This is a genomic window from Ruminococcus sp. OM04-4AA, from assembly GCF_003462585.1.
GTDB classification, from domain to species: domain Bacteria; phylum Bacillota; class Clostridia; order Lachnospirales; family Lachnospiraceae; genus Mediterraneibacter; species Mediterraneibacter faecis.
Window position 1 is genome coordinate 1 of the sequence record NZ_QTZH01000151.1, and the last position, 1,176, is coordinate 1,176.

At 28.9% G+C, this 1,176-nt stretch carries 2 protein-coding genes; both read right to left on the reverse strand.

What is annotated here, in order from left to right:
• Positions 1-931, reverse strand: a 931-nt coding sequence (locus DXB52_RS15835; protein ID WP_147343403.1) for an AAA family ATPase, incomplete at its 3' end; no start/stop codon positions are given.
• 20 nt (positions 932-951) lie between these two features.
• Positions 952-1,176, reverse strand: a 225-nt coding sequence (locus DXB52_RS16285; RefSeq protein WP_472520585.1) for a hypothetical protein, incomplete at its 5' end; no start/stop codon positions are given.

Genomic DNA, 1,176 nt, shown 5'->3' on the forward strand with positions numbered 1-1,176 from the left:
ATTCTTTTTCAAAAATCATTTTACAAATTTGTAATTTAGCTTCTTTACTCAATTTTTCAAATTTGACATAATCATTAATTCTAAAAAACAATGGATCACCAATTCTCTGTCTTATAGCGTCTGGACTTAATTCATTAGATGTGCAAATAACAATAGCATTTCTCATATCAACTGAATAATTTTTATCTTTATACACGCCCTCGTCAAAAAACTGATAAAACGCACTCCATATTCCCGGATGTGCCTTATCAAATTCATCTAGCAAAATTACATTACTTTCCCTTTCCAACAGTTCTTTCGCAAAACTTCCTTTATTATGTTCTGCTCCATATAAATATTCATAGAAATCGCCTGTTTGATACATAGATAATTGAAATCTACATATTTTCCCCCCAAGCAATTGACCTATAAATTTAGCAGTTTCCGTTTTCCCTACGCCAGAAGGACCATAAAGCATCAACACCATTGGTTTATTTTTATTTTTCTGTTTATATAATTCATATAACGTAATTGCTAATCTTTTCTTTGCCTTTTGCTGTCCTATAATAGTTTTATCGTATAATTGTAAAAAATGATTCAGCCTTTTTTTAGTCATTTTAGGATATTTATAATAATTGATTTCTAAAATATCTTTCGGATAATGACGAACAAGTTCATTTTTTATACAATCCGGAGGATTTTGCAAATACAACTCTTTTAATCCATTTCTCTTTTCATTCATTATCGCAACAAAATTTTGAATACCACCTTCTGTAATTCCAGAGTATGACATTGAAAATCCAACTACCTGATCTAATTTCACCTCCGTTGAAAATCTGGATTTCTTGTTTAAATCGCTTACTTCAATCAATGTATCCAATAAAAAATAAGTTTCAGGAATATATTTATTGTATTCTCGATTGGGACCATAAAAAATAAATATCTTTTCCATTTACTCAACACCTGCAAGTATTATATCATAAATAGGCAATTGTTTACTATTATTCTCTTCATCTTTTTCCAATCACCTGCAAGTATTATATCATAAATAGGCAATTGTTTACTATTATTCTCTTCATCTTTTTCCAATGAGGTAATCGTTTTGTGAGCAACTGGTTCAAATACTTTTGTAAAATCCAACTTTTCTTTTTCTCCTATTCCAACTTCAATTCCATAATATTTTAGATTCATTTGTAA